Source organism: Pseudomonas schmalbachii (assembly GCF_017589465.1).
GTDB lineage: Bacteria > Pseudomonadota > Gammaproteobacteria > Pseudomonadales > Pseudomonadaceae > Pseudomonas > Pseudomonas schmalbachii.
The window spans coordinates 106,707-126,544 of record NZ_JAELYA010000006.1 but is presented as its reverse complement, the minus strand read 5'-3'; the positions used below and the strand labels follow the sequence as shown (position 1 = coordinate 126,544).

The following is a 19,838-nucleotide window of genomic DNA, read 5'->3' as shown; positions in this document are numbered from 1 at the left end:
GTCCGTTGGTCTGCTTCGGGAGTATCGGCTTGTTCGCGCGGCCTTGAGGGGCTGGCCTACAGGGAATCTTGTAGGGAGTTGCCTTGGAAATCGTGGGCGCCTTCGGGTTTTTTACCGATTGGTCAGCAGTGGAATCGGGCCGGTATAGTGGCGGCGCGCATGAGCGCCATGTTTTTCCTTGGGCCAGAAGGTGTGTGGCATGCCGGATGTAATCGTTGTGGGTGGGGGAGTGGTCGGGCTGTTGAGCGCCTGGCTGCTTGGGCAGGAGGGCGCCAGGGTTACGCTGCTGGAGCGCGGCGAGACGGGGCGCGAGGCTTCCTGGGCGGGCGGTGGCATCGTTTCCCCGCTCTATCCATGGCGCTACAGCCGCGCGGTGGCGAATCTGGCCCACTGGTCGCAGGACTTCTACCCGCAATTGGGCCAGCGCCTGCTGGCGGATACCGGCGTCGATCCCGAGGTGCATGTCACCGGGCTTTACTGGCTGGACCTGGAAGACCAGGCCGAGGCGCTGGAGTGGGCCAGGGTCAACCACCGTCCCTTGCATGAAGTCGATATCGACAGTGTGCGGGCGGCAGTGCCGGCGCTGGGCGAAGGCTTTGGCCGTGCCGTGCACATGCCGGATGTGGCCAACGTGCGCAATCCGCGACTGACTCGCTCGCTGCGGGAAGCTTTGGGAGCCATGCCCAATGTCACTTTGCGGGAAGGCTGCGAGGTGGATGGTTTCATCGAGTCGGCTGGCAGCATCCTGGGCGTCCGTACTTCGCAGGGTGATATTCGCTCCGAGTCGGTCGTGCTGGCGGCCGGTGCGTGGAGCGGCGAACTGCTGGCGAAGCTTGGGCTGGAATTGCCTGTCGAGCCGGTGAAGGGGCAGATGATCCTTTACAAGTGCGATGCGGATTTCCTTTCCAGCATGGTGCTGGCCAAGGGGCGTTATGCGATTCCACGCCGCGATGGCCATATCCTGGTGGGCAGCACGCTGGAGCATGCCGGTTTCGACAAGACTCCCACTGACGAGGCGCTGGCCAGCCTGCGCGCTTCGGCCGAGGAACTGCTGCCGGCGCTGGCCGGCCAGCAGCCGATCCGCCATTGGGCCGGATTGCGGCCGGGATCGCCGGAAGGCATTCCGTTCATCGGTCCGGTGCCGGGACATTCCGGGCTGTGGCTGAACACCGGGCATTACCGCAATGGCCTGGTGCTGGCGCCGGCGTCCTGTCGCTTGCTGGTCGATCTGATGCAGGGGCGGGAGGCGATCATTGATCCGCTGCCCTATGCGCCGGAGGGGCGGATCTGACGCCGGGTTTCGTGATTTCGTAGGTTGGCGCTGAGCTTGCGAAGCCCAACGGTGTAATGGCCCGGCAGGTGTTGGGCTTCGCTGCGCTCAGCACCAACCTACGTGTCGATCGGTGCGGGGCTTGGCGGATGTGCGCTCGGCGCCAACCTACTTCAATCGATGCCGAGCTTCTTCAGGCGGTAGCGCATCGAGCGGAAGGTGAGGCCCAGGCGCTGGGCGGCGGCGGTGCGGTTCCAACGGGTTTCTTCGAGCGCCTGCATGATCAGTTTGCGCTCGATGTCTTCCAGGTAGTCCTCGAGGTTGCCGATCTGCGCCAGGGTGGCCTGCCCGCTGCCGTCGGCCGAGGCGGACTCGGCGAGGCGCAGGTCGTGGGGCTGGATCAGGTCGTCCTCGCACAGGGTGTAGGCGCGCTCCAGCATGTTCTCCAGCTCGCGTACGTTGCCGGGGAAGCGGTAGTTCTTCAGTTTTTCCAGGGCATCCGCGCTGATCCTCGCGGCGGGCAGGCCGCTGTCGCTGGCGAGGCGCCTGAGCACGCTCTCGGTCAGCAGCGGGATGTCCTCGCGGCGTTCGCGCAGCGGCGGAACCCGCAGTTCGATGACGTTCAGGCGGTAGTACAGATCCTGGCGGAAGCGTCCGGCGGCGACTTCGGCGGCCAGGTCCTTGTGCGTCGCGCAGAGGATGCGCACGTCCACCGCCACTTCCTGTTGGCCGCCCACCGCGCGCACGGCTTTTTCCTGGATGGCGCGCAGCAGCTTGACCTGCATCGGCAAGGGCAGGTCGGCGACTTCGTCGAGGAACAGGGTGCCGCCATTGGCAGCCTGGAACAGCCCGAGCTTGTCTTCCACCGCGCCGGTGAAGCTGCCTTTCCGGTGGCCGAAGAATTCGCTTTCCATCAGTTCGGAAGGAATCGCGCCGCAGTTGACCGGCACGAAGGTCGCTTCGCTGCGCGGTCCCTGTTCGTGGATCAGCCGGGCTACCAGCTCCTTGCCGCTACCGGATTCGCCGCTGATGTAGACCGGCGCCTGGCTGCGCGCCAGCTTGGCGATCTGGTTGCGCATCAGGCGCATCGGCGGCGAGTCGCCCAGCAGGCGATTGTCGATCGGCGCCTCCTCGGCGTCGGGCGTGCGCAGGCGCAGGGCGGTGTTGACCAGTTCGCGCAGGCGGCCGAGGTCGACCGGCTTGGTCACGAAATCGAAGGCGCCGGCCTTCAGGGCGTTGACCGCGGTGTCCAGGCTGCCGAAGGCGGTGATCATGGCCACCGGCACCTGCGGGTGGCGCTGCTGGATATGCTGCACCAGTTCCAGCCCGGTGCCGTCGGGCAGGCGCATGTCGGTCAGGCACAGGTCGAACGGCTCGCGCGCGAGGTATTCGCGGGCTTCCTTGACGTTGCGGGCGCTGCGGGTATCCAGCTTCATGCGGCCAAGGGTGATCTCCAGCAGCTCGCGGATATCCGGTTCATCGTCGACGATCAAGGCTTTCTGGCGGCTCATGCTTTCGGCTTCTTTCAACTGAGTTTGCGCGGATGGGCGAAGGTGATGCGGAAGCAGCTGCCGCCCACGTTGCGCGTCTTGTAATCGATGCGGGCCTGGTTGCTTTCGCACAGTTCGCGGGAAATGTACAAACCCAGGCCCGTACCCTTGGTTTCGGTGGTGAAGAACGGCTCGAACAGCCTGGCCTGCTGCTCGGGGCTGATGCCGGGGCCGTCGTCGAGCACTTCCAGCACCGGCAGGTCGTTTTCGCTGTCGCGGAACAGGTTCAGCCAGACCTGGCCGGTGCCATGTTTCTGCGTGCTGTACCGTAGACCATTCTGGACCAGGTTGGTCAGTACCTGGGTCAGTTGGTTCGGGTCCATGCGCGTCTGGATACTGCCGCTGCCGGCCTGCAGATGGAGCCGTTCGGTCTCGCGCAGGCTCTCGCGCAGCTCGCCGGCGAAGCGGTACAGCCAGTACTTCAGGTCGATCAGTTGCGGATTCGCCTGGCGTCGGCGGGAAAGCTGCAGGACGTTCTCGATCACCAGGTTCATGCGCCGCGACTGGTCCTGGATGATCTGCGTCAGGCGGCGATCGTGGACGTCGAGCACCTCGGATTCCTGCAGCAACTGCGCCGCATGGCTGATCGCGCCCAGCGGATTGCGGATTTCATGGGCGATGCCGGCGGTCAGCCGGCCGAGGGACGCCAGCTTGAGCTGCTGGGCCTGCTGGGCGATCTGCGAGATGTCATCGAGAAACACCAGGATGTGCTGCTCGTTGCCGCGGTGCAGCGGGATGAAGCCTGGTTGCAGTGCAGGACTGGTGTCCTGCGCCTGGAAGCTCGGCGAGCGGAGGGTGGGGTTGCGCTGCCATTGCTGCAGGCTGGCGGTCAGTTCGGGAAAACTCTGGTCGATCGACTGGCCGACCAGCTCCTGCCGGCCGAGCAGGGTCAGTGCGCTCTGGTTGGCCAGCAGCACGCGGTACTGGTGGTCGAGGACCAGGATGCCGGTGCGCATGCGCTGCAGGATCAGCGCGTTGAACTCTTCGAGGCTGGCGACCGTGGCGGCGCGCTGCTCGGCAAGGGATTCGCTGAAACGCTGGCGGCGGGTCAGCGCCTGGATCAGCAGCGCCGACGCGAAGCACATCGCGCCGAGCCCGCCGGCCTGCACGTAGTAGTTCATCGAGCTGGGCAGGCTGAGGCTGAGATAGAAGGTCAGGTAGATCAGGCCGCTGGCCGCGAATGCCGCGATCAGCAGGCCGATGCGGCCGCGCACGAGGATATTGGAGATCGCCACGGAGACGACCATCAGGTTGCCGATCCCGCTGGGCACGCCGCCGGCCGCGTAGAACAGGCCGCTGAGCATGAGGATATCGACCACCGCCAGCAGGAAGATCGGCAGCAGATGCAGCGGGCCGGGCATCAGCACGGCAACCAGGATGTTGACGATCAGGTAGACCCAGCAGCCGATATGGAACAGCTGGGCGTGGCTGAGGTTGAGCAGGTCGTCATCGAGGTTGCTGGAGATCAGCAGCACCAGTAGCAGGCCGATGGTCAGGCGGTAGAGGTGATAGAGGCGAAGGATGTTCCGTCCCTGCTGGCTGGTCAGGGAGATGCCTTCAACGCTCACGCTTGGCATGGTCCTGTTCGAGATGGGCGCGGCTGCAATACCAGCGTTGATCGTCCTGCAGCGCCTGGGTGCGGGGAACGTGCACGCCGCACTGGGCACAGCGCACCATCGGCTCCGCGGTTTCATCCCGGCGTGGCGCCTGGGGGGCCGGACGAGTGGCCTTGCGCCAGAGCCACCAGGCCAGGGCGAACAGAGCGATCCAGAAGAGCAGGCGGATCATGGCTTCCCCTTAATCCATCGATTGCAGCAGTGTATCCAAGCCGGCGCGCCGAACACAGGCGCGCGGTGCAGGAGTTGTGGATTGTTTCCGTTGCAATGTGTGGCTTGCGGCGGCTCATCGGGTGCGGAGCAGGCCAATCGTCGGCCACGAAAAAGGGAGGCCTCGGCCTCCCTTTTCTGCAACCCTGGCGTATCAGTCGAACAGGCCGAAGGTGAGACGGCTCCACCAGGAGCGGCCCTGGGGTTGCTCTTCTTCCGCTTCCGGCTGTTCTTCCGGCTCGTCGGCCTGGTTTTCCGGCTTCAGCTCGGAGGGAAGCGCCTGCACGGCGTCCTCGTACTGGCGGATCACGTCTTTGCTCGCCTGGGTCTGCACCTGGTCCGGCGGCGGTACGTCGGATTCGATCAGGCCCAGCGTGGCCTTGGCCAGCCAGGAGCGGTTGTCCTCCGCTTCCTCGCGCGGGACGAACTGGCCGTCCTGCAGGCTGGGGCTGTCCGGGTAGTTCAGCTTGAGGGTCTGCAGACTGCTGTCGGCCAGATCGTTCAGGCCCAGGCGCTGGTAGGCCTCGACCATGATCGCCAGGCCATCGCCGACGGCCGGGGTCTCCTGGAAGTTTTCCACCACGTAGCGGCCACGGTTGGCGGCGGCGACGTAGGCGTGACGCGTCAGGTAGTAGTGGCCGACATGCACTTCGTAGGCCGCCAGCAGGTTGCGCAGGTAGACCATGCGCGCCTTGGCGTCCGGGGCGTAGCGGCTGTTCGGGTAGCGGCTGGTGAGCTGGGCGAACTCGTTGAAGGAGTCGCGGGCGGCGCCCGGGTCGCGCTTGGTCATGTCCAGCGGCAGGAAGCGCGCCATCAGGCCACGGTCCTGGCTGAACGACGCCATGCCTTTCATGTAGTAGGCGTAGTCGACGTTGGGATGCTGCGGGTGCAGACGGATGAAACGCTCGGCGGCGGAACGCGCGGCCTCGGGCTCCATGTTCTTGTAGTTGGCGTAGATCAGCTCGAGCTGCGCCTGCTCGGCATAGCGGCCGAACGGATAGCGGGACTCCAGTGCCTTCAGTTTATTGACGGCATTGGTGTAGCTCTTGTTGTTGAGATCTTCCTGCGCCTGCTGGTACAGCTGGTTTTCGCTCAGGTTCTCGTCGACCTTGTCACCCTTGGACGAGCAGGCGGTGACGAAAGCGAGGGTGGCGATCAGCAGCAGGTGTTTCACTTGCATGGCGGCTTGCATCCCTGGACGGTCGGCTGTCGTGGCCGCAGCCGTCTGTTATGATTGGTGCCCCAGGGCCTCCCTGGAACAAAGTCCCGTATTTAACCACAGCGCGTAGCCGAAACCAAAAGGCCGCGCGCCCATCGTGTCCCCTCATGTCCGATAGCATTCAACTCGCGGCCGAAGTGCCGTTTGAGCTGGGCGGCCAGCGTCTCGACCAGATCGCCGCGCAACTCTTTTCCGATCACTCCCGCTCGCGCCTTGCCGGCTGGATCAAGGACGGTTATCTGACCGTCGACGGTGCCGTGCTGCGTCCGCGCGATATCGTGCATGCCGGTTCGCGCCTGGAACTCGAGGTCGAGCTGGAAGTTCAGGGCGAGTGGGTGGCCCAGGACATCGACCTGGAAATCGTCTACGAGGACGAGCAGATCCTGGTCATCGACAAGCCTGCCGGACTGGTGGTTCACCCGGCCGCCGGCCATCAGGACGGAACCCTGCTGAACGCCTTGCTGCACCATGTGCCAGGGCTCGCCAGCGTGCCGCGCGCGGGCATCGTCCACCGCCTGGACAAGGACACCACCGGCCTCATGGTGGTCGCCAAGACTCTGGAGGCGCACACCAATCTGGTCGCCCAGTTACAGGCGCGTTCGGTGAGCCGCATCTACGAGGCCATCGTGGTCGGCGTGATCGTCTCCGGCGGCAAGATCGACGCGCCGATGGGGCGCCATGGCGTGATGCGCCAGAAGATGGCGGTGATTCCCACCGGCAAGCAGGCGATCAGCCATTACCGCGTGCTCGAACGTTTCCGCTCGCACACCCATACCCGGGTCAAGCTGGAGACCGGCCGTACGCACCAGATTCGCGTGCACATGGCGCACATCGGCTATCCGCTGGTGGGCGATCCGGTCTATGGCGGGCGTTTCCGCATTCCGCCGGGCGCCAACCCGACCCTGGTCGAGGCGCTGCGCGATTATCCCCGGCAGGCGCTGCACGCGCGTTTCCTCGAGCTCGATCATCCCGCCACCGGCGTGCGGATGAAGTGGGAGTCGCCGCTGCCGGACGATTTCACCTGGCTGCTCAGCCTGCTGCGCCAGGATAACGAGTCCTTCGTATGACGGATTGGCTGACTCCCGACTGGCCGGCTCCGGCGAATGTCCGCGCCTGCGTGACCACCCGGGAGGGCGGCGTCAGCCAGGCGCCGTTCGATAGCCGCAACCTCGGCGATCATGTCGAGGACGATCCGCAGGCTGTCGCGGAAAACCGTTGGCGCCTGACTGCCGAACTGGGCTGCCAGCCGGCCTGGCTGCGCCAGGTGCATGGCGTCGTCGTGGCCGAGGCCGATCCGGTCGTGGTGGCGGAAGCCGATGCCAGCTGGAGCTCGACGCCCGGCATCGCCAGCGCCGTGCTGACCGCCGACTGCCTGCCTGCATTGTTCTGCGACCGCGCCGGGACCCGCGTGGCGGCTGCCCATGCCGGCTGGCGCGGGCTGGCCGGTGGCGTGCTGGAAGCCACCCTCGACGCCCTGGCGCTGCCGGCGGACCAGGTGCTGGTCTGGCTCGGCCCGGCCATCGGCCCGCAGGCCTTCGAAGTCGGCCCCGAAGTACGCGAAGCCTTCCTCGCGACACATCCGCAAGCCGCCGTGGCCTTCCAGCCGAGCAGCAATGCCGGGCGCTACATGGCCGACATTTACCAACTGGCACGCATCCGCCTCGCCGCGCGCGGTGTCGAGTCCGTGTATGGCGGCGGTTTCTGCACCTACAGCGACACCGAACGCTTCTATTCCTACCGCCGCAGCGCCCGCACCGGTCGCTTCGCCAGCCTGGTCTGGCTCGCGTAGGTTGGCGCTGAGCTTGCGAAGCCCAACGATGTAACGGTTTGGCAGATGTTGGGCTTCGCTGCGCTCAGCGCCAACCTACGGAAACATCGGCTCCTTCCTGCAATCTGACCGGAATCATTGCCTGAAGGCTTGAAGCGGCCACAATCGTCCTTATCTATCTGGCATCCCGGTGGGTTATTTCTTGACCAGGGGCACTCATCGCTCCGGCCCGCTATACGAAGGAAGGACGACCCCATGCGAATAGACCGTTTGACCAGCAAGCTGCAGCTTGCCCTCTCCGATGCCCAATCCCTGGCTGTCGGCCACGACCACCCGGCCATCGAGCCGGTGCACCTGCTTTCCGCGCTGCTGGAGCAGCAAGGCGGCTCGATCAAGCCCCTGCTGATGCAGGTCGGCTTCGACATTGCAGCCCTGCGCACCGCCCTGAATAAAGAGATGGACGCGCTGCCGAAGATCCAGAGCCCCACCGGCGACGTGAACCTGTCGCAGGATCTGGCGCGCCTGCTCAACCAGGCCGACCGCCTGGCCCAGCAGAAGGGCGACCAGTTCATTTCCAGCGAACTGGTGCTGCTCGCGGCGGTGGACGAGAACACCCGCCTCGGCAAGCTGCTGCTCGGGCAGGGGGTGAGCAAGAAGGCGCTGGAAAACGCCGTCGCCAACCTGCGCGGCGGCGAGGCGGTGAACGACCCGAACGCCGAGGAATCGCGCCAGGCGCTGGACAAGTACACCGTCGACATGACCAAGCGCGCCGAAGACGGCAAGCTCGACCCGGTAATCGGCCGTGACGACGAGATCCGCCGGACCATCCAGGTCCTGCAGCGTCGTACCAAGAACAACCCGGTGCTGATCGGCGAGCCCGGCGTCGGCAAGACTGCCATCGTCGAAGGGCTGGCGCAGCGTATCGTCAACGGCGAAGTGCCGGACGGCCTGAAGGACAAGCGCCTGCTGGCGCTGGACATGGGCTCGCTGATCGCCGGCGCCAAGTTCCGCGGCGAGTTCGAAGAGCGCCTGAAGGCGGTGCTCAACGAGCTGTCCAAGCAGGAAGGGCGGATCATCCTGTTCATCGACGAACTGCACACCATGGTCGGCGCCGGCAAGGCCGAAGGCGCCATGGATGCCGGCAACATGCTCAAGCCGGCCCTGGCGCGCGGCGAGCTGCACTGCGTCGGCGCCACCACGCTGGACGAATACCGCCAATACATCGAGAAGGACGCCGCGCTGGAACGGCGCTTCCAGAAAGTGCTGGTGGACGAGCCGAGCGAGGAAGACACCATCGCCATCCTGCGCGGCCTGAAGGAGCGCTACGAGGTGCACCACGGCGTGAGCATCACCGACGGCGCGATCATCGCCGCGGCCAAGCTCAGCCACCGCTACATCACCGACCGCCAGTTGCCGGACAAGGCCATCGACCTGATCGACGAAGCCGCCAGCCGCATCCGCATGGAAATCGACTCCAAGCCGGAAGAACTGGACCGTCTGGACCGCCGCCTGATCCAGCTGAAGATCGAGCGTGAGGCGCTGAAGAAGGAAGAGGACGAGGCGACCAAGAAACGTCTGGCCAAGCTGGAGGATGACATCGCCAAGCTGGAGCGCGAATACGCCGATCTCGAAGAAATCTGGAAGTCGGAGAAGGCCGAAGTGCAGGGCTCCGCGCAGATCCAGCAAAAGATCGAACAGGCCAAGCAGGAGATGGAAGCCGCGCGGCGCAAGGGCGACCTGGAAGCCATGGCGCGCATCCAGTACCAGACCATTCCCGATCTGGAACGCAGCCTGCAGATGGTCGACCAGCACGGCAAGAAGGAAAACCAGCTGCTGCGCAACAAGGTGACCGACGAGGAAATCGCCGAGGTCGTGTCCAAATGGACCGGCATCCCGGTGGCGAAGATGCTCGAAGGCGAGCGCGAAAAGCTGCTGCGCATGGAAGACGATCTGCACCGGCGCGTCATCGGCCAGAACGAGGCGGTTGTCGCGGTTTCCAATGCCGTGCGGCGCTCCCGTGCCGGCCTGGCCGACCCGAACCGGCCGAGCGGCTCGTTCCTCTTCCTCGGCCCGACCGGGGTGGGCAAGACCGAGCTGTGCAAGGCGCTGGCCGAGTTCCTCTTCGATACCGAGGAAGCGCTGGTACGCATCGACATGTCCGAGTTCATGGAGAAACACTCCGTGGCCCGCCTGATCGGTGCGCCTCCGGGCTACGTCGGCTACGAAGAGGGCGGCTACCTGACCGAAGCCGTGCGGCGCAAACCGTACTCGGTGGTGCTGATGGACGAAGTCGAGAAGGCGCACCCGGATGTGTTCAACATCCTCCTGCAGGTGCTGGAAGACGGCCGCCTGACCGACAGCCACGGGCGCACCGTGGACTTCCGCAACACGGTGGTGGTGATGACCTCCAACCTCGGCTCGGCGCAGATCCAGGAGCTGGTCGGCGACCGCGAGGCGCAGCGTGCGGCGGTGATGGATGCGGTGAACGTGCACTTCCGGCCGGAATTCATCAACCGGATCGACGAGGTGGTGGTGTTCGAGCCGCTGGCCCGTGAGCAGATCGCCGGCATCGCCGAGATCCAGATGGGCCGCCTGCGCAAACGCCTGGCCGAGCGCGAGCTGAGCCTGGACCTGACCGCGGAGGCGATGGACAAGCTGATCGCCGTCGGTTTCGACCCGGTATACGGCGCGCGTCCGCTGAAGCGGGCAATCCAGCGCTGGATCGAGAACCCGCTGGCGCAACTGATCCTCGCCGGCAAGTTCCACCCGGGCGCGAAGATCCATGCCAAGGTGGAAAACGACGAGATCCTCTTCGCCTGATCCGGCCCCCAACCTACGAGAAAGCCCCGCGATGCGGGGCTTTCTCGTTCTGCGTGGTGTGGTGGTTCTGCAAATGTTGGGCTTCGCTGCGCTCAGCGCCAACCTACGGAGGCTGATGACCCGTAGGATGGGTTGAGCGCAGCGATACCCATGCGGGTTCGGCAATGATGGGTATCGCAAGCTCAACATCATCCGTAGGAGCGGGCCATGCCCGCGATTCGCGCCCATGGGGCGCTCCTACAGACGCTTCCTCAGCCGAAGGGGGAACCAATAAAAAGAACGGCCCCGGTTCCTATAGCCGCGAAAGCAGCTCTTCCAGCAGCCCGGCCTGATCTTCGGCGATGTCGATGATGTGGAAGCCCGCCCAGCCGAGCTGGCCGTCGGTTCCGTAGCGGCTCCACAGGCAATCCGCGCCCAGGTGGATTTCGCCCAGGTCGCTCAGCGGTGGCGCCGGCACCAGGCGGCATTCCCATACCGAGTCGGCGGCCGGGACCTCCGCGCCGCAAAGCATGAAGCCATCGGCGGAAAGATTCGCCAGGCGCCCCATGTAACGCCCCGAGTTGCGATCGAACACTTCCACGGTCAAGGCAATCTCGTGTCGATCGTGCTGGCGACGTTCATCCATCGGCTATCCCTCAACTGGTTTTCGGCGGGCGCGCGGTGATGCGCTGCAGCATGCGGTATATGGCGGTCATGGCGCGGTCCATCAGCGGTGCGTTCTGGTCCTCGGGGACCAGACGGGCCTGGCCGCGCTCCATCTCTAGGGCCAGCTGCATGATCGGTTTGACCGCTGCGCGCTGACCGGATTGATCGACGAACATGTAGTTGTGGGTCGTCGGGCTGAACCACGACAGCTTGAGCCGGCGCGGCGGCGTGGTGTCGCTGAACTCGAACCAGACGCCGAAGCCGATCTGTTCCAGTTCCTTGATGAAGGTGCGGGCGCGGTGGGAAAGCTCCGGCTCGCCACCCGCATCCTCCGTTTCGTCCCCCAACATCGCGCCGAGCGGGCTTTCCGGCAGGTCCGGGGTGAGATTGGCGGCGATCTGCGGTTGCTTCGCCTGGATGGCGTGCTGGCAGGTGACGATGTCCTGCAGCAGGCGGCGGATGGTGTCCTCGTGGTAGCCGCCGAGAACCTCCAGGCCCTTGCGCAGGTCCTCCAGCAGGCCGGGGCGGATCGCCTGCAGGTGCTCGCGGCCGTCGCTGTCCTGCGGCGTGACGCTCCACACCAGTTGCTCGGCCACCGCGCAGGCGCGCCGCCACTCGATGCTCTGCTCGCCGTTGCGCAGCAGGATGAAGGTCAGCGCGTCGCTCCAGCTCAGTTCAAGGAAGTTGCTGATCAGTTGCGGCAGTTCATGCTCGTGCATGGCCTTGCGCACCAGGGCGATCGCCTGCTCGCGCGCCGTCAGCAGGCGATCGCGCCCACGTGCGGCTTCCACTGCCCGGCGTTCGCGCAGTTCGACCTTCTGCCGCAGGCTCGCCACATATTCGTTGAAGTCGGCAAGCAGGGTGTCGAAAAGGCCGAGATCGCCGGCGAATTCCTGGATGACCCGCTCCACCAGCGAATGCATCTTCGCCAGCAGGCTGCGTTCCTCGCCTTCGCCGCCGTAGAGCACGCCGGCCTGGGCCATGGTGTTGAGCAGCCGGCGCGCCGGGTGGTGGTGCTGGGTGAACAGCGCCTTGTCCTGCAGCGCGACCTTGAGATAGGGCGTGTGCAGGTGGGAGAGGGCGGTCTTGCAGCTGTCGGGCAGGTTGGGATCGTCGAGGATGAAATCGAAGACCATGCCGACCAGGTCGATGACGTCGGCTTCCTGCTCGGTCAGCCGGTAGTGGCCCGGGTTGTCGCTGCCGGCTTCCAGTTGCCGGTGCAGGTCGGCCTTCAACTGGCCGACGGGCTGCGGGTAGCGCAGGCGCTTGGCGAGGTCCTGCGCAGACTCCTTCTGCAGGCGGTTGAGCGCATCCAGCAGCTCGTTGGCGCTGTAGGTCTGGGTCGCGGTGTCCGGGGTGAAGCTGGAGATGCTCTGGCTGCTGCCGAGGTTCAGGTTGCCCGTGCCCGAGTGGCGATACTCCGACAGCAGGGAAGCCAGGCTGCTATATAGAGCGCCCGGATCGATCGAGGCCGCTGGCGCGTGGTCGCCGGGCTGGCCGGCGGCGGCCCCCTGCGGTGGTTCCGCCGGGTTGCCGGCAGGTGCGTCCTTGCCGCCTCCGGACGGCTGTGGCGGCTGCCGCGTGACGCCTTGCTGCGGGCGGAATTTCAGGTTGGGCAATACCCCGCCTTCGACCAGGCGGTTGTTGAGCTGTTCATAGAGCGGCGCGAGCCTCTGCATCACCTTCTGTTCGAACAGCACGTAGAGCACGGTCTTGATGCGCAGCGGCAGCGAGGTTTCGGCCAGGGTTTCGCGGAAGGCGCGGGCGATTGCCTGGGGACCGAAGGGGTTGTTGTCTTCGCTGATCTTCCGGCCGTTGTTCAGCAGGGCCAGGCGCTGGTCCAGGGCGAACAGGGCCTGCGCGCACTGCGCCTTGACCCGGTTGACCATATTGGTGATCAGCACCGTTTCCTCGTATTCCTCGGCTTCCACCAGCGCCAGTTGCTCGACATCGGCGTCATCGAGCACGCTGCTGGTTGAAAGCTTGCCTTCGAGGAAGTCGACCAGTCCCTTGGCGACCCGCTGGTGATAGGCGCGCTCCATCGTCGGGCGCTGGCGGCGGATGTCGCGCATGCTGTCGAAGAACAGTGCCTGCACCTTGTTGTTCTCGGCCTTCTCCGCGCAGTCGAACAGGGTGTCGTCGACCTGAGCGAAGACCTCGGCGAGCAGTTCGGCCAGCCGATTCATCGCCAGTTGGCGGCAGCCCTGTACCAACTCGCCGAAGCGCGGCTGTATGCCTCGGCTGGCGATGATGGTGGGCGGTGGGGTGTCCTTGGTGCTCATTGGCGATCCTTTCCGTGGTCACTCCGAAACACCCTGCGGAGCTCTCTTGTCATTCAGGCACATATAGCAATCCGAAACCATCCCTGCAAAGGTAGAAAAACTTTTTGGATCAGAGGGTTGACATGCCTTTCTGGAACCGTAAAATGGCGCGCCTCAGCTACGGGAACTCGGCAACAGCCGAAACTGTAGAAGAGATTGGAAGGCTCGTCGTTCCGCGATAGCTCAGTCGGTAGAGCAAGTGACTGTTAATCACTGGGTCCCTGGTTCGAGTCCAGGTCGCGGAGCCAACTTCCAAGCGGGGTATAGCGCAGTCCGGTAGCGCGCCTGCTTTGGGAGCAGGATGTCGGGAGTTCGAATCTCTCTACCCCGACCATTTTCTGGGTCGTTAGCTCAGTCGGTAGAGCAGTTGGCTTTTAACCAATTGGTCGTAGGTTCGAATCCTACACGACCCACCATATCTACGCTGCACCGTCAGCGTCAAAAAAGCCAGGCTTAGTCCTGGCTTTTTTCGTTCTTGCGGCGCCGTACGGCCTGCGCATCTCCTCGGCGGTGAAACGCCTGAAATTCCAGCCATCCGCCGTCGGCGCCACCCAGGCGGTCCTGACGGCACGCCAAGCGTGCGAAATGCTTTTTTCGCGGGCATGGCCCGCTCCTGGTCAGACGCGGGGCATATTCCTGTAGGAGCGAGCTCTGCTCGCGAACGCCGGCAACTCAAAAGCTTCGCGAGCAGAGCTCGCTCCAAAACAGCGCCCTTGGCCGCAAGACAGACGGGGCGGTGGACAAGCTTCGCGTTGCCCACCCTACGGGATATTCCCCAACGACCACCACACCGGGCGCTGCGCGTAGGTTGGTGCTGAGCTTGCGAAGCCCAACATCGGTCGTGCGTTGGCACCGTTGGGCTTCGCAAGCTCAGCACCAACCTACGGATTGCGTTTGCGCGACTCAGTGCAACTTCAACCTCGGCTCCGTGCTGCGTCCAAGGCGGTCGCTGAGCATCAGCAGCACCGTCCGGAAGCGCCCATACAGCGCCATCTGGTGCATGCGATACAGCGAGATGTAGAACATCCGCGCCAGCCAGCCCTCCAGCTTGACGCTGCCCATCAGGTTGCCCATCAGATTGCCGATGGCGCTGAAGCGCGACAGGGAGATCAGCGAGCCGTAATCCTGATAGCGATACTCCGGCAGCGGCTTGCCTTCCAGGCGCAGAGCGAACGCCTTGGCCAGCAGCGACGCCTGCTGGTGCGCGGCCTGGGCGCGGGGTGGCACGTTGCGTTCGCTGCCGTCGCCGAGCGGGCAGGCGGCGCAGTCGCCGAAGGCGAAGATGTCGTCGTCGAGGGTGGTCTGCAGGGTAGGGCGCACCAGCAGCTGGTTGATCCGGTTGCTTTCCAGTCCGTCCAGGTTCTTCAGCAGCGCCGGCGCACGAATGCCGGCGGCCCAGACCTTCAGGCTCGCCGGGATATGCTCGCCAGCCGCCGTCTTCAGGCCATCGGCCATGACCTCGCTGACCGCCGCCCCGGTCATCACCCGCACGCCGAGCTTTTCCAGGGTGCGATGCACCGGGCCGCTGATCCGTTCGGGCAGCGCCGGCAGCACGCGCGGGCCGGCCTCGATAAGGGTGATGCGCATGTTCTGCGGCTGGATGCGGTTCAGGCCGTAGGCGGCGAGTTCGTGCGCGGCGTGGTGCAGTTCGGCGGCCAGCTCCACACCGGTCGCGCCGGCGCCGACGATGGCCACGCTGATCTGCTCGTCGCTCTGCTGGCCGGCATGGGCGCGCAGGTAGTGGTTGAGCAACTGGCGGTGGAAGCGTTCGGCCTGCTCGCGGGTGTCGAGGAAGATGCAGTTCTGGGCCGCGCCGACTGTGCCGAAGTCGTTGGTCGTGCTGCCGATGGCGATCACCAGGCTGTCGTAGCCCAGGGTGCGCGCGGGAACCAGCTCGCGGCCCTGTTCGTCCAGCGTGGCGGCGAGCTGGATGCGCTTGCTGGCGCGGTCCAGGCCGCTCAGACGGCCGAGCTGGAACTCGAAGTGGTTCCATTTCGCCTGGGCGACATAGTTCAGCTCATCCTCCGAGGAGTTGAGCGAGCCGGCGGCCACTTCGTGCAGCAGGGGTTTCCAGATGTGGGTGAGATTGGCGTCGACCAGGGTGACCTGGGCCTTGCCGCGTTTACCCAGGGTGCGGCCGAGCCGGGTCGCGAGCTCCAGCCCGCCGGCGCCGCCGCCGACAATTACGATGCGATGTGACATGAGTGGGTCTCATAGTTTTGGGAATCCTGTGTGGGCCGGGGAGGGCATGGGGTTCATGCCAGATAGGCCAGGAGGCGGCTGAGCAGGCCCAGGGCGATGACCACCAGCAGCAGCGCACCCATCATCAGCCACGGCCGGAAGGGCGCGCGCTCGACTTGATGGACCGGGGAGCTCAGGTATTGTTCGACTTTCTGCTGGTCTTCGGGGCTCAGACGACTGGGCATGGGTAGGCCTCCGTTTGTAATGCCGAGCATTCTAGTCGGCCATTGGGGATGGGCTCAATGTATACAAAATACCTGGTTGCGATTGGCGAGCCGGGTAGGGCGGGTGAAACCCGCCAATCGCGGAGCTGGCGGAGCGCGCGTAGGTTGGCGCTGAACGCAGTGAAGCCCAACATCCGCCGAACCTGGGGCCACCCTGTTGGGCTTCGTACCTCAGCCCAACCTACGGGAGCGAACCCCAACGATGTGCAGCGTCTGAGTTCAATCGTAGGTTGGCGCTGAACGCAGTGAAGCCCAACATCCGCCGAACCTGGGGCCACTCTGTTGGGCTTCGTACCTCAGCCCAACCTACGGGAGCGAACCCCAACGACGTGCAGCGTCTGAGTTCAATCGTAGGTTGGCGCTGAACGCAGTGAAGCCCAACATTTGCCGTGCCCGGTGCTCCGCCTCGTTGGGCTTCGTACCTCAGCCCAACCTACGAAAGCGAAGTCCAACCTACGGGAAGCCCAACCGCAGCCCGACGTTGCGATTACAGGCCGACTCCCATATCGAAGAGCACGCTGCGGCCCAGGTTGCCGCGCAGGAAATCGGGTGCGTCCATGTGGGCGAACAGCACCCGGCAGAACGTCGGGCCGACCAGGGAGAGCGAGCGCCAACCCTGGCGGAGGTATTCCGTGGGTGGCGGAAAAGGGGTGTTGAAGTCCGGGGTTTCGCGCTTCAGGCTGACGAATGCCAGCAGGTCCAGCTCGCCGAGGTCGAAGCCGCGCTCGCGGTAGTTGTGCGCCTTCTTGCGCAGGGTGGGCGCCAGCCGGGCCTGCAGTTCCGCGCAGTTGATCCGCCGTGGCCGCTGCTCGCGGCGAATCAGTTGGCTGAGGCTGCGCGCGGTGCGCCGGCGCACCAGCTCCTCGCGCCATTCATCGTTGAGCCGGCGGCCCGGATCGAGGACGAAGAACACTTCGAAGGAGGCGTCTCGAAACAGCACATCCGGTGGCTGCTGGGCGGGTTCGATGAAGTCTTCCTGCCGATGCGGCACGCCAAGAGCCTGCAGCAGCCGCTGGCAGGCCCAGCACTCCCTTTCCCACTTGCGGGCATTGGAAAGAAAGTCGTTGGCTTGTTCGGCCTGGCGTGTCAGCAGGCGCAGATAGTCGGACTCGTTCATGCCTACAGCGTAGCCGGGAAGCCCTGCCGGATCGACCACGGGCCGTGCGCCGGGCGGCCGGTGTAGACTGTCGGTCCTTCTCCAGCCGGTGTTGCCGATCGATGCTGCTGCGTACCGTTGTTCCTGCCGACCATCCCGAACTCCTGGCGCTCTGGGCGCGCACCCCGGGCATCCAGCTGCGCCGCGACGATGAATACGAGCCCTTCGTGGCCTACCTCGAACGCAATCCCGGCTTGAGCCTGCTGCTGGAGCACGACGACGCGGTGATCGGCAGCCTGCTGGTCGGCCACGATGGGCGGCGCGGCTACCTGCAGCATCTGCTGGTGGACGAGGCCTTTCGTGGACGCGGGCTGGCGCGTTCGCTGCTGGACGAGGCGCTGGCGCGGCTGGCTCGCTTGGGCATCGGCAAATCCCACGTGTTCGTGCTGCGCGACGAGCCCCAGGCGATGGCATTCTGGGAGGCGCAGCGGGGCTGGCAGCGCCGCGAGGATATCCAGGTCTTTTCTGTCGGGAGCTGAGTGATGAGGAAATTCTGCGGGTTGGTGCTGCTCTGGCTGGTTTCGCTGGCGGCCGGGGCGCAAGGGCCGGAGAGCCCGGCAGGCTGGACCCTGCTCGACCAGTTCGACAAGCCCTACACGCTGGACGACCGGCTGCGCGTGTTGCTGATTGCCCGCGACATGACCGGCGCCAACCTGGTGAAGGAGGCCCTGGCGGAGCGGCCGCAGGGCTATCTGGAGGCGCGGCATGCGGCATTCGTCGCCGATATCAGCAGCATGCCGGCAGTGATTTCGAAGCTGTTCGCCGTGCCGGCCATGCGCGACTACGCCTATCGCGTGCTTCTCGACCGTGGCCCGCGGGTCGCCAACCGCTATCCGCAGGCACCGGAAAAGGTGCTCTGGCTGCAACTGGAGGGCGGCAGCGTGGTGTCCAGCCAGACCTTCGATTCCGCGCAGAAGCTGCGTGAAGCGCTGGAGCAGGCACCCCGGTGATCGCTGCAGAACTGCTTTCCACGGAAAGCCTGGAGCTGGGCTGGGCCATCTACCTGCCGGTGCTCCTTTGGGCGGCCTGGCGCGCACCCTGGCTGGAGCTGATCAGCGACTTCCGCCGCCAGCACCTGTTCTTCGGCACCATGCTCGGCGTGTTCCTGCTCTGGCTGGTGCGCCGCGATTTCGACTCCGGGGTGTCGTTCCACTTCCTCGGCATGACCGCCGTCACCCTGCTGCTCGACTGGCCGCTGGCGATACTGGTAGGGCTGGTGGCGCAACTCGGCCTGTGCGTGCTCGACCGGCAGGACTGGCTGGCGATTGGCGTGAACGGCGTGCTGCTGGTGCTGGTCCCGGTGCTGATCACCGAACTGGCGGCCATCTACGTCGAACGCCGACAGCCGCGCAACCTGTTCGTGTACATCTTCTGCTCGGGCTTCTTCCCGGCGGCGCTGGCGGCGGTGTGCAGCCTGATGCTGGGGCTCGGCCTGCTGTGGGTGGACGGCATCTTCCCGATGCCGCCGTGGCTGGAAGACTTCGTCGGCTACCTCTGGCTGATCATGTTCCCCGAGGCATTCATCAACGGCACCATCGTTACCGGGCTGGTGGTGTTCTATCCGGACTGGCTGGAAACCTTCAACCGCACCCGCTACCTGCAGGCGCCGTGGAAGGATGGTGATGAGTAGCCCTTTTCAAGCAGGTAGGGCGGGTGCAACCCGCCAATGTGGAGACCTGATGGCGGGTTTCACCCGCCCTACGGAGCTGCCGCCGTGATTGGCGGAACTCGTAGGATGGGTTGAGCGAAGCGATACCCATGCGGCATTGGTGATGGGTATCGCAAGCTCAACCCATCCTAGGTAGCTCACCCTCCACTGCACATCCGGCTCGGTAGGTTGGGCTGAGGTACGAAGCCCAACGATGCCTGTGCCGGTCGATGTTGGGCTTCGCTTCGCTCAGCGCCAACCTACGTGTCAACCGGCGGTGTGGTTCAATGCCCGCGCGGCGGTGCGTCGAGGTCGGCGGAGAATACGTCGTCTTCCAGCGGGCTTCCGGGAATCGCGTGGTCTTCCGAGGCCCAGGCGCCGAGGTCGATCAGTTTGCAGCGGTCGGAGCAGAAGGGGCGGTTCGGGCTCTTTTCGTTCCATTCCACCGGAGCGCCGCAGGTGGGGCATTCCACGATCAGGGGTTGGCTCATGGTTGTCCTCCTCGCAGGCTGAGATAGAAGTCATGCAGGCGCTCGACCTGCCGTTGCAGATGGTCCAGGTCGGCGTCGTTCACCAGCACATCGTCGGCATGCTTCAGGCGGTCCTCACGTTGTGCCTGCGCCTTGAGGATGGCGCGAACCTGCTCCTCCGGGACATTGTCCCGACGCATGGTGCGCTGCAGTTGCAGGTGCTCGGGGGTGTCCACCACCAGCACGCGCTGGGTCATCTGGTTCTGCCCGGACTCGACCAGCAGCGGCGAAACCAGGATGGCGTAGGGCGATTCGGCCTGCGCCAGGTTGGTGACGATCTCCTGGCGAATCAGCGGGTGCAGCAGTTGTTCCAGCCAGCGGCGCTCTTCCTCGGAGGTGAAGATGCGCTCGCGCAGGGCGGCACGGTTGAGATTGCCGTCCGCCAGCAGCATGGCATCGCCGAAGCGGTCGACGATCCGCTCCAGGGCCGGGCGGCCCGGTTCCACCACCCAGCGCGAGGCGTGGTCGGCGTCCACCATATGCACGCCCATTGCGGAAAAATGCGCGGCAGCGGCGCTCTTGCCGCTGCCGATGCCGCCTGTAAGGCCAAGAATCCAGGGTTTCATCGTTCTCCTCACGCCGATTCCAGCCGCCGTCCCCGCGAGCGCGAGGAGGCGATC

General features: G+C 65.2%; 18 protein-coding genes and 3 tRNA genes. 10 read left to right on the top strand and 11 right to left on the bottom strand.

The annotated features are described in order from the left end of the window. Positions 1–199: 199 nt before the first annotated feature. Entirely contained in the window at positions 200–1,291 is a 1,092-nt protein-coding gene (gene thiO / locus JFY56_RS16150; RefSeq protein WP_208314860.1) for a glycine oxidase ThiO, read from the top strand. A 152-nt stretch (positions 1,292–1,443) separates the two neighbouring features. Here thiO and JFY56_RS16145 read toward each other — a convergent pair whose 3' ends face one another. From JFY56_RS16145 to JFY56_RS16130, 4 genes are all read right to left on the bottom strand, one after another. After that, positions 1,444–2,781 carry a sigma-54-dependent transcriptional regulator gene (locus tag JFY56_RS16145; RefSeq protein ID WP_208314859.1) on the bottom strand — a complete coding sequence of 446 codons (1,338 nt, stop codon included), beginning with the start codon at positions 2,779–2,781 and terminating at the stop codon, positions 1,444–1,446. A gap of 14 nt (positions 2,782–2,795) precedes the next feature. Then, positions 2,796–4,397 carry a sensor histidine kinase gene (locus tag JFY56_RS16140; protein WP_236032763.1) on the bottom strand — a complete coding sequence of 534 codons (1,602 nt, stop codon included), beginning with the start codon at positions 4,395–4,397 and terminating at the stop codon, positions 2,796–2,798. After that, the gene (locus JFY56_RS16135) at positions 4,378–4,608 is read right to left on the bottom strand and encodes a PP0621 family protein (RefSeq protein ID WP_208314857.1); all 231 of its coding nucleotides are present in this window, start codon (positions 4,606–4,608) and stop codon (positions 4,378–4,380) included. The genes JFY56_RS16140 and JFY56_RS16135 overlap by 20 nt, the downstream gene beginning before the upstream one ends. A 192-nt stretch (positions 4,609–4,800) precedes the next feature. After that, on the bottom strand, positions 4,801–5,826 hold the full coding sequence (locus JFY56_RS16130; protein ID WP_208314856.1) for an outer membrane protein assembly factor BamD: 1,026 nt from the start codon (positions 5,824–5,826) through the stop codon (positions 4,801–4,803). A 146-nt stretch (positions 5,827–5,972) separates the two neighbouring features. On the opposite strand from JFY56_RS16130, the gene rluD reads away from it, so the two are divergent. From rluD to clpB, 3 genes are all read left to right on the top strand, one after another. Then, positions 5,973–6,932 carry a 23S rRNA pseudouridine(1911/1915/1917) synthase RluD gene (gene rluD, locus JFY56_RS16125; protein WP_208314855.1) on the top strand — a complete coding sequence of 320 codons (960 nt, stop codon included), beginning with the start codon at positions 5,973–5,975 and terminating at the stop codon, positions 6,930–6,932. Beyond that, positions 6,929–7,654: a peptidoglycan editing factor PgeF gene (gene pgeF / locus JFY56_RS16120; RefSeq protein WP_208314854.1), complete on the top strand. Its 726-nt coding sequence runs from the start codon at positions 6,929–6,931 to the stop codon at positions 7,652–7,654. Before rluD ends, pgeF begins: the two co-directional genes overlap by 4 nt. 234 nt (positions 7,655–7,888) lie before the next feature. Further along, positions 7,889–10,453, top strand: a complete 2,565-nt coding sequence (gene clpB, locus JFY56_RS16115) for an ATP-dependent chaperone ClpB (protein ID WP_208314853.1) — start codon at positions 7,889–7,891, stop codon at positions 10,451–10,453. Between the two features lie 292 nt (positions 10,454–10,745). Here clpB and JFY56_RS16110 read toward each other — a convergent pair whose 3' ends face one another. Both JFY56_RS16110 and JFY56_RS16105 read right to left on the bottom strand, forming a co-directional pair. Beyond that, positions 10,746–11,078: a PilZ domain-containing protein gene (locus JFY56_RS16110; protein ID WP_208314852.1), complete on the bottom strand. Its 333-nt coding sequence runs from the start codon at positions 11,076–11,078 to the stop codon at positions 10,746–10,748. A 10-nt stretch (positions 11,079–11,088) separates the two neighbouring features. Beyond that, entirely contained in the window at positions 11,089–13,380 is a 2,292-nt protein-coding gene (locus tag JFY56_RS16105) for a DUF1631 domain-containing protein (RefSeq protein ID WP_208314851.1), read from the bottom strand. 211 nt (positions 13,381–13,591) lie between these two features. Between JFY56_RS16105 and JFY56_RS16100 the strand changes: the two genes are divergently transcribed. The 3 genes from JFY56_RS16100 (at position 13,592) to JFY56_RS16090 (ending at position 13,835) form a co-directional block, all read left to right on the top strand. Beyond that, positions 13,592–13,667: transfer RNA gene (locus JFY56_RS16100), tRNA-Asn, on the top strand. A 9-nt stretch (positions 13,668–13,676) separates the two neighbouring features. Beyond that, positions 13,677–13,753 (top strand) — tRNA-Pro (locus JFY56_RS16095). A 6-nt stretch (positions 13,754–13,759) separates the two neighbouring features. Beyond that, positions 13,760–13,835 (top strand) — tRNA-Lys (locus tag JFY56_RS16090). A 487-nt stretch (positions 13,836–14,322) separates the two neighbouring features. Here the strand turns inward: JFY56_RS16090 and JFY56_RS16085 are convergent. The 3 genes from JFY56_RS16085 to JFY56_RS16075 form a co-directional block, all read right to left on the bottom strand. Then, entirely contained in the window at positions 14,323–15,621 is a 1,299-nt protein-coding gene (locus JFY56_RS16085; protein ID WP_208314850.1) for an NAD(P)/FAD-dependent oxidoreductase, read from the bottom strand. 53 nt (positions 15,622–15,674) lie between these two features. Beyond that, positions 15,675–15,845, bottom strand: a complete 171-nt coding sequence (locus JFY56_RS16080) for a DUF3094 family protein (RefSeq protein ID WP_208314849.1) — start codon at positions 15,843–15,845, stop codon at positions 15,675–15,677. 526 nt (positions 15,846–16,371) lie between these two features. Next, on the bottom strand, positions 16,372–17,001 hold the full coding sequence (locus tag JFY56_RS16075; protein ID WP_208314848.1) for a DUF1780 domain-containing protein: 630 nt from the start codon (positions 16,999–17,001) through the stop codon (positions 16,372–16,374). Between the two features lie 101 nt (positions 17,002–17,102). Between JFY56_RS16075 and JFY56_RS16070 the strand changes: the two genes are divergently transcribed. The 3 genes from JFY56_RS16070 to JFY56_RS16060 are packed head-to-tail and all read left to right on the top strand — an operon-like array spanning position 17,103 to position 18,670. Then, a complete protein-coding gene (locus JFY56_RS16070; protein WP_208314847.1) occupies positions 17,103–17,519 on the top strand; it encodes a GNAT family N-acetyltransferase in 417 nt (138 codons plus the stop codon). A 3-nt stretch (positions 17,520–17,522) separates the two neighbouring features. Further along, positions 17,523–17,990 (top strand): FAD/FMN-containing dehydrogenase, encoded by a 468-nt coding sequence (locus JFY56_RS16065; protein WP_208314846.1) that lies wholly within the window; start codon positions 17,523–17,525, stop codon positions 17,988–17,990. Further along, positions 17,987–18,670 carry an energy-coupling factor ABC transporter permease gene (locus JFY56_RS16060; RefSeq protein ID WP_208314845.1) on the top strand — a complete coding sequence of 228 codons (684 nt, stop codon included), beginning with the start codon at positions 17,987–17,989 and terminating at the stop codon, positions 18,668–18,670. The genes JFY56_RS16065 and JFY56_RS16060 overlap by 4 nt, the downstream gene beginning before the upstream one ends. Before the next feature lie 302 nt (positions 18,671–18,972). Here JFY56_RS16060 and yacG read toward each other — a convergent pair whose 3' ends face one another. Together yacG and coaE are read right to left on the bottom strand one after the other, a co-directional pair. Next, positions 18,973–19,179: a DNA gyrase inhibitor YacG gene (gene yacG, locus JFY56_RS16055; RefSeq protein WP_208314844.1), complete on the bottom strand. Its 207-nt coding sequence runs from the start codon at positions 19,177–19,179 to the stop codon at positions 18,973–18,975. Further along, positions 19,176–19,784, bottom strand: coding sequence for a dephospho-CoA kinase (gene coaE / locus JFY56_RS16050; RefSeq protein ID WP_208314843.1), 609 nt, complete (start codon positions 19,782–19,784; stop codon positions 19,176–19,178). The genes yacG and coaE overlap by 4 nt, the downstream gene beginning before the upstream one ends. Between the last annotated feature and the right edge of the window lie 54 nt (positions 19,785–19,838).

Excerpts from the sequence above, each read along its gene's own strand:
- JFY56_RS16085 (WP_208314850.1), bottom strand. The coding sequence starts at position 15,621 with ATGTCACATCGCATCGTAATTGTCGGCGGCGGCGCCGGCGGGCTGGAG.
- JFY56_RS16105 (WP_208314851.1), bottom strand. The coding sequence starts at position 13,380 with ATGAGCACCAAGGACACCCCACCGCCCACCATCATCGCCAGCCGAGGC.
- JFY56_RS16080 (WP_208314849.1), bottom strand. The coding sequence starts at position 15,845 with ATGCCCAGTCGTCTGAGCCCCGAAGACCAGCAGAAAGTCGAACAATAC.
- JFY56_RS16130 (WP_208314856.1), bottom strand. The coding sequence starts at position 5,826 with ATGCAAGTGAAACACCTGCTGCTGATCGCCACCCTCGCTTTCGTCACC.
- JFY56_RS16065 (WP_208314846.1), top strand. The coding sequence starts at position 17,523 with ATGAGGAAATTCTGCGGGTTGGTGCTGCTCTGGCTGGTTTCGCTGGCG.
- rluD (WP_208314855.1), top strand. The coding sequence starts at position 5,973 with ATGTCCGATAGCATTCAACTCGCGGCCGAAGTGCCGTTTGAGCTGGGC.
- yacG (WP_208314844.1), bottom strand. The coding sequence starts at position 19,179 with ATGAGCCAACCCCTGATCGTGGAATGCCCCACCTGCGGCGCTCCGGTG.
- coaE (WP_208314843.1), bottom strand. The coding sequence starts at position 19,784 with ATGAAACCCTGGATTCTTGGCCTTACAGGCGGCATCGGCAGCGGCAAG.
- JFY56_RS16135 (WP_208314857.1), bottom strand. The coding sequence starts at position 4,608 with ATGATCCGCCTGCTCTTCTGGATCGCTCTGTTCGCCCTGGCCTGGTGG.
- JFY56_RS16140 (WP_236032763.1), bottom strand. The coding sequence starts at position 4,397 with ATGCCAAGCGTGAGCGTTGAAGGCATCTCCCTGACCAGCCAGCAGGGA.
- JFY56_RS16070 (WP_208314847.1), top strand. The coding sequence starts at position 17,103 with ATGCTGCTGCGTACCGTTGTTCCTGCCGACCATCCCGAACTCCTGGCG.
- JFY56_RS16075 (WP_208314848.1), bottom strand. The coding sequence starts at position 17,001 with ATGAACGAGTCCGACTATCTGCGCCTGCTGACACGCCAGGCCGAACAA.
- JFY56_RS16145 (WP_208314859.1), bottom strand. The coding sequence starts at position 2,781 with ATGAGCCGCCAGAAAGCCTTGATCGTCGACGATGAACCGGATATCCGC.
- clpB (WP_208314853.1), top strand. The coding sequence starts at position 7,889 with ATGCGAATAGACCGTTTGACCAGCAAGCTGCAGCTTGCCCTCTCCGAT.
- pgeF (WP_208314854.1), top strand. The coding sequence starts at position 6,929 with ATGACGGATTGGCTGACTCCCGACTGGCCGGCTCCGGCGAATGTCCGC.
- thiO (WP_208314860.1), top strand. The coding sequence starts at position 200 with ATGCCGGATGTAATCGTTGTGGGTGGGGGAGTGGTCGGGCTGTTGAGC.
- JFY56_RS16110 (WP_208314852.1), bottom strand. The coding sequence starts at position 11,078 with ATGGATGAACGTCGCCAGCACGATCGACACGAGATTGCCTTGACCGTG.